Raw genomic sequence first — 5,396 nt, 5'->3', positions numbered from 1 at the left:
CCATCCGCGAGGAGATCGACGCGGTGGAACGCGGCGAGTGGCCGGCGGACGACAACCCGCTGGTCAACGCCCCGCACACCCTGGCCGACCTGATGGGCGACGCCTGGGCGCGCCCCTACAGCCGCGAGCTGGCCGCCTTCCCCTCCGCGGCGGTCAAGGCGGCCAAGTACTGGCCGGCGGTGAACCGGGTCGACAACGTCTTCGGCGACCGCCAGCTGATCTGCTCCTGTCCGAGCATCGACGAGTACCGGGATTAATCGACCGGACGGGGCGGGCCACCCGCCCCCTTGACCGGGGGCGGCACGCCCAGGCGCTCGACGCCGGGCAGCTTGAGCGCCGGGCGTCGCAGATCGACGCCCAGGGCCAGTCCCAGCAGGTTCAGCTCCACGCCCTCGTCGAGGCCCAGGGTGAGGCCGAGCATGCCGCCCAGGGAGAGCGTCATGCCGCGGCCGCCCGGCGCTGGCGCCAGGGGTCCGTCAAGCAGGTAGTCCTTGCCCACGGCGGTCACCGGCAGCACCGCCTCGAACCCCGGCACCTCGCGGACGACCCAGGCGGTGAAGGTATTGCTGTTGGGACCCGGCCAGGCACGGTAGACCGCCGGCGCCGGGTAGGCCGCCACTGCCGCCTCGATGGCCGGGATCACTTCCTCGGCGGCCGCGCCGCGATAGTCCGCCAGCAACACCGGGGGGCTACCGAACCAGGCGCGGTCGGGCGCGGCGGTGGTCTCGCTGACCCGCGCCGGACGTCGCCAGCCCATCACCTGATGCAGGCGCCACTGCTCGGCCTCGGCCTCCCGGGTGGCGATCCAGGTATGCACGCCGAAGGCGCCCCGCCACCCCCAGGTGCGGGCGGCATAGAGCTGCACGACCGCCTCCGGCGCCTCGGCCGGCGTCGGCGCCAGCCCCGCCGGCTCGCGCCCCGCCGTGGCCCAGTGCCGCCCGGTCGTCACCTCCTCGGTGGCCAGCATCCACAGCGGCCCCGCCAGCAGCAGCGACAGCAGCACCACCAGGCCAGCCAGCAGCCGCAGCAGGATGCCCATCGCGCCCCTCCCCTTGAATACGCTCGCCATCACCCGCATCTTGCCAGGAAACCCACTCAGACCCGGGAATCCCAACCATGTCCATCGTCGACCCGCGAACCGGCGACCCCCTCGCCTCCGACACGTTCCCCGGCAGCGCCGAGGCCGCGCCCCCCGGCGACGCCCCCGAGGTGATCATCGACGTCGACGCCAGCAATATCCAGCAGCTGCTGGAGCTCTCCATGCAGGTGCCGGTGCTCCTCGACTGCTGGGCGCCCTGGTGCGAGCCCTGCAAGACCCTGATGCCGGTGTTGGAGAAGCTGGCCCGGGAGTATCGCGGCGCCTTCATCCTCGCCAAGCTCAACATCGAGGAGAATCAGGAGATCGCCGCCCAGCTCGGCGTGCGCTCGGTGCCCGACGTCAAGCTGGTCAGCCAGGGCGGGCTGGTCGACCACTTCCAGGGGGCGCTGCCCGAGAAGCAGATCCGCGACTGGCTGGGCCGCTACTTCCCGGCACCGGAGGATGCCCTGGCCAGCCCCGAGGAGCAGGCCGCCGAGGCCCTGGCCGCCGGCGACGCCGCCACGGCCCGCGCGCTCTACGAGACGCTGGTGCAGCAGAACCCCCAGCACTACCCCTATCAGGTGGAGCTGGCCCGCACCCTGGTGGCCGAGGGCCGCGCCGCCGACGCCCGCACGCTGCTCGACAACCTGCCCCCGGAGGAGCGCGACGCCGCCCCGGCCCGGGGCGTGCGCGCCAGCATCGAGTTCGGCGAGGAAGCGCCCGACGCCGAGGCGCTGGCGGCCCTGGGCGAGCGGGACGACAGCGAGGCCCAGTACCTGCGCGCCCTGCGCCGGGTGGCCGACGGCGACTACGAGGCTGGCCTCGATGCCCTCCTGGCGCTGATGAAGGCCGATCGCGGCTACGGCGATGACGCCGCCCGCAAGACCCTGCTGCGGGTCTTCGACGCTCTGGGCGCCGACCATCCGCTGACGGTCAGCTACCGCCGCAAGCTGTTTGCGATGCTTTACTGAGCTACCCGCCAAGCACCCCGTCCAGGCGCGCCAGCGCCGCCTCGAGCTGGGTCGCCGTGGTGCCGAAGTTGAGCCGGGCGAAGCCCGGCGTCCCGAAGTCGGCCCCGTCGGAGAGCGCCACCCCGGCGCGCGCCAGCAGCGCCTGCCGGGGCGAGGCCTCGCCGGCCAGCGCCGGCGCCCGGCGCAGGTCGAGCCAGGCCAGGTAGGTGGACTCGAGCGGACTCATGATCACTCCCGGCCAGCGCGCCACCCGCTCGCCGAGCGCCTGCCGATGGCCGCGCAGCACCGCGAGCAGCGCCTGGCGCCAGGGATCGCCTGCGGCATAGGCCGCCTCGGCGGCCACCAGCCCCAGCACGTTGCCATCCGGCGTGAGCCCCTTGGCCCCGGCGGCGAAGCGCCGGCGCAGGGCGGCGTCGGAAATCACCGCGCAGGCGGTGGTCAGCCCGGCCAGGTTGAAGGTCTTGGAGGGCGCCCAGAGGGTCAGGGTGCGGGCAGCCAGCTCCGGGAAGGCCGCCGCCAGCGGCAGGTGGCGGGCGCCCTCGTCCAGCAGCAGGTCGCAGTGCAGCTCGTCGGAGACCACGACGAGATCGTGGCGCGTCACCAGTTCGGCCAGGCCGGCCAGCTCCTGGGGGTCCCAGACCCGCCCGGTGGGGTTGTGCGGGTGGCACCAAAGCAGCAGCCGGGTACGCGGGGTGATCGCCGCCTCCAGCGCCTCGAGGTCGAGCCGCCAGGGCTCGCCGGGCGCCGCGGGCTCGCCCAGGGCCGCCTGCTGGGGCGTACGGCCGGTGCGCTCGGCGACCCTGAGGAAGGGCGGATAGATCGGCGTCACCGTGAGCACGCCGTCACCCGGCTCGGTCAGCGCCAGGCTGGCCAGGTGCAGGGCCGGCACCACCCCGGGCAGCCACAGCTGCCAGCCGGGCTCGATGGTCCAGCCGTAGTGGCGCTCGCTCCAGGCGCAGAGGGTCTCGCGCAGCGAGTCGGGGACCAGGCCATAGCCGAACACGCCGTGGCCGACCCGGGCGTGCAGCGCCTCGAGCACCGCCGGGGGCGAGACGAAATCCATGTCGGCCACCCACAGCGGCAGCACCTCATCGCCGTAGCGGTGCCACTTCTGTGACGGCCACTGGGACGCCCCCCCGCCGACCGGATGCCGCCGCTCCACGGGCGTGGCAAAATCGAACGCCATGCGCTCACTCCTCGATGATCAGGACACCTCATGACCACGACCATGCCCCAGGACGGCTTCTATGCCAAGGTGCGCCGCGGGCTGCCGGCGCTGATCGGCCAGTGGCTGGCGCTGGGCCAGGGCGACGCCGATCGCCTGGCGCTGATCCTGGCCGAAACCGCCCGCGTCGCCAGGCTGGGCCAGCCGGAGGCCACCCCGGACGGCGCCACCCTGACGGCCTGGACCGCGCCGGAGGCCGGCGACGAGATCCCGCTGTGGGCGGCGCGCACCGCCGCCTTCCTGCTCACCCAGATGCCGGCTCGGCCGTTGCCGGCCAGCGACGACGAGGCCTGCGCCTGGGCCTACTGCTGGCTGCGCAATCGCGACTTCGCCGACCACGCGAGTGCCGAAGCCGCCCTGCCCGCCCACCTGCGCGACCCGCTGGCCGCGCCCCTCAAGGCGGCCTGGCACGACCGCCAGGGCCTACGGCTCATCTAGCCTCACTCCCACCACCCCCTTACCACCACAAGGAGAGACCGTGGACGTTCCCCTGAGCTGGCAACTGGCCAGGCGTGCCGCTCGAGCTTGACCGAGCGCTTGCTTGGGGCAAAGCTGTCCTGCCCGGATGACGACCCGAGTCACGACAGCTGAATCACTACAGCTGAGTCACTACAGCTGAGTCACTACAACAAGGAGCGCCGCCATGTTCACCCGCACCGTCGAGCCTGCCTTCTACGACACCGACGCCCTGGGCCATATCAACAACACCCGGCTGCCCGCCTGGTTCGAGCTGGCCCGCAACGACCTCTTCCGGCTCTTCACCCCGGACCTGGACCCGCGCCAGTGGCGCCTGATCATGGCCCGCATGGAGGTGGAGTACCGCGCCGAGCTGCAGTACGGCAGCGAGATCGAGATCCGCACCTATGTCTCGCGGCTCGGCAACAGCTCCTTCACGGTGACCCAGGAGGCCTGGCAGGACGGCACGATGACCAACCTGGGCCGCAGCGTGATGGTCCATTTCGACCACCAGGCGAAGCGGGCCGTGCCCATCGAGGGGGCGCTGCGCGCGGCGCTGGAATCCCATGTGCGGGAGGAGCCGGTGGCCGCATGACCCCCGCCATCAAGCAGCTGGAAAGCGCCGGGGTCGACTTCACTGTGGCCGAATACGCCCACGACCCGCGTACGCCCGCCTACGGCGAGGAGGCCGCCCGGGCGCTGGGGCTCTCGCCCGACGAGGTGTTCAAGACCCTGCTCGCGAAGCTCGACGACGGCCGCCTGGCGGTGGCCATCGTGCCGGTCTCCCACTGGCTCGATCTCAAGGCGCTGGCCCGGGCCGCCGGGGCGCGCAAGGCGGTCATGGCCGAGGCCGAGGAGGCCCAGCGCGCCACCGGCTACGTGGTGGGCGGCATCAGCCCCCTGGGACAGAAGCGCCGGCTGCCCACCTTCCTGGACGCCAGCGCCGAGGCCCTCCCGGCGCTCCACGTCAGCGGCGGTCGGCGCGGGCTGGAGATCCGCCTGGCCCCCGCCGACCTGGTGCGCCTCACCGGGGCCCGGCTGGCCCCGCTCGCCCGATCGTGACGCGCGGGGAGCCGAATCCGCGCCCCGCCTGTCCCAGTATCATCCCCCCGATGCCGTCCGGCAGCGCCGCCGGCCGCCCACCGCGAAGGAGCCTGGCATGGCCATCCGCTACGATCTCTGGCTGGACCCCGACAACGTCGCCCGCCACCGCGCCGTGGAGGCGGACCTGATCCGCTACTTCGTCGATCGCTTCGCCGACTACCCCCACATCCGCTTGTTCGGCGCCGACCCCTACGATTATGATGCCCCGTTCAATCGACTCTACGACGTGCTGATGGCCCGGGCCGCGGAGTACTGCGAGCGGGAGTGGCGCTATGTGGCCACCCCCGAGCAGCTCAACCGCGCCTTCTTCCTGGCCGTCGGTCAGTCCAACAAGTTTCTACGGGACCCCGACGATGGTGATCCGCACCGATCAGACTCCTGACACGCGCCAGCTGGCGATCATCACCGAGCAGCTGGGCCGCGCCCCTCGCGGCATCGAGGCGGTGGCGGCCACCGACGCCGAGGGCACCCCGCTGGTGCTGCGCATGGCGCCCATCGTCGACGGCAAGCCCTTCCCGACCCTCTACTGGCTCTGCTCCGAGCTGCTCAAGGTGGAGATCTC

General features: G+C 72.6%; 9 protein-coding genes. 7 read left to right on the top strand and 2 right to left on the bottom strand.

Annotated elements, in window-relative coordinates:
* On the top strand, nucleotides 1-257 hold a 257-nt coding region (locus J5F18_RS04090), incomplete at its 5' end, for a hypothetical protein (protein WP_346301055.1).
* On the opposite strand, the gene J5F18_RS04085 is transcribed toward J5F18_RS04090, so the two are convergent.
* Nucleotides 254-1,039: a DUF3750 domain-containing protein gene (locus J5F18_RS04085; RefSeq protein ID WP_346301054.1), complete on the bottom strand. Its 786-nt coding sequence runs from the start codon at nucleotides 1,037-1,039 to the stop codon at nucleotides 254-256. The genes J5F18_RS04090 and J5F18_RS04085 overlap by 4 nt on opposite strands.
* Before the next feature lie 77 nt (nucleotides 1,040-1,116).
* Between J5F18_RS04085 and J5F18_RS04080 the strand changes: the two genes are divergently transcribed.
* Nucleotides 1,117-2,049 (top strand): tetratricopeptide repeat protein, encoded by a 933-nt coding sequence (locus tag J5F18_RS04080; RefSeq protein ID WP_346301053.1) that lies wholly within the window; start codon nucleotides 1,117-1,119, stop codon nucleotides 2,047-2,049.
* Between the two features lies 1 nt (nucleotide 2,050).
* Here J5F18_RS04080 and J5F18_RS04075 read toward each other — a convergent pair whose 3' ends face one another.
* Nucleotides 2,051-3,235 carry a PatB family C-S lyase gene (locus J5F18_RS04075; RefSeq protein ID WP_346301052.1) on the bottom strand — a complete coding sequence of 395 codons (1,185 nt, stop codon included), beginning with the start codon at nucleotides 3,233-3,235 and terminating at the stop codon, nucleotides 2,051-2,053.
* A gap of 42 nt (nucleotides 3,236-3,277) precedes the next feature.
* Here J5F18_RS04075 and J5F18_RS04070 point away from each other — a divergent pair, with 42 nt between their 5' ends.
* The 5 genes from J5F18_RS04070 to J5F18_RS04050 all read left to right on the top strand — a co-directional run.
* Nucleotides 3,278-3,712: a hypothetical protein gene (locus tag J5F18_RS04070; protein WP_346302170.1), complete on the top strand. Its 435-nt coding sequence runs from the start codon at nucleotides 3,278-3,280 to the stop codon at nucleotides 3,710-3,712.
* Between the two features lie 205 nt (nucleotides 3,713-3,917).
* Nucleotides 3,918-4,325, top strand: a complete 408-nt coding sequence (locus J5F18_RS04065; RefSeq protein WP_346301051.1) for a thioesterase family protein — start codon at nucleotides 3,918-3,920, stop codon at nucleotides 4,323-4,325.
* Nucleotides 4,322-4,792 (top strand): Cys-tRNA(Pro) deacylase, encoded by a 471-nt coding sequence (gene ybaK / locus J5F18_RS04060; RefSeq protein ID WP_346301050.1) that lies wholly within the window; start codon nucleotides 4,322-4,324, stop codon nucleotides 4,790-4,792. Before J5F18_RS04065 ends, ybaK begins: the two co-directional genes overlap by 4 nt.
* A 97-nt stretch (nucleotides 4,793-4,889) precedes the next feature.
* The gene (locus J5F18_RS04055; protein WP_346301049.1) at nucleotides 4,890-5,216 is read left to right on the top strand and encodes a hypothetical protein; all 327 of its coding nucleotides are present in this window, start codon (nucleotides 4,890-4,892) and stop codon (nucleotides 5,214-5,216) included.
* On the top strand, nucleotides 5,188-5,396 hold a 209-nt coding region (locus J5F18_RS04050; RefSeq protein ID WP_346301048.1), incomplete at its 3' end, for a DUF501 domain-containing protein. The genes J5F18_RS04055 and J5F18_RS04050, both read left to right, overlap by 29 nt.

The organism is Halomonas sp. BM-2019, assembly GCF_017584085.1.
The sequence above is the reverse complement of the archived record's forward strand: the minus strand, read 5'-3'. Positions and strand labels throughout refer to the sequence as shown.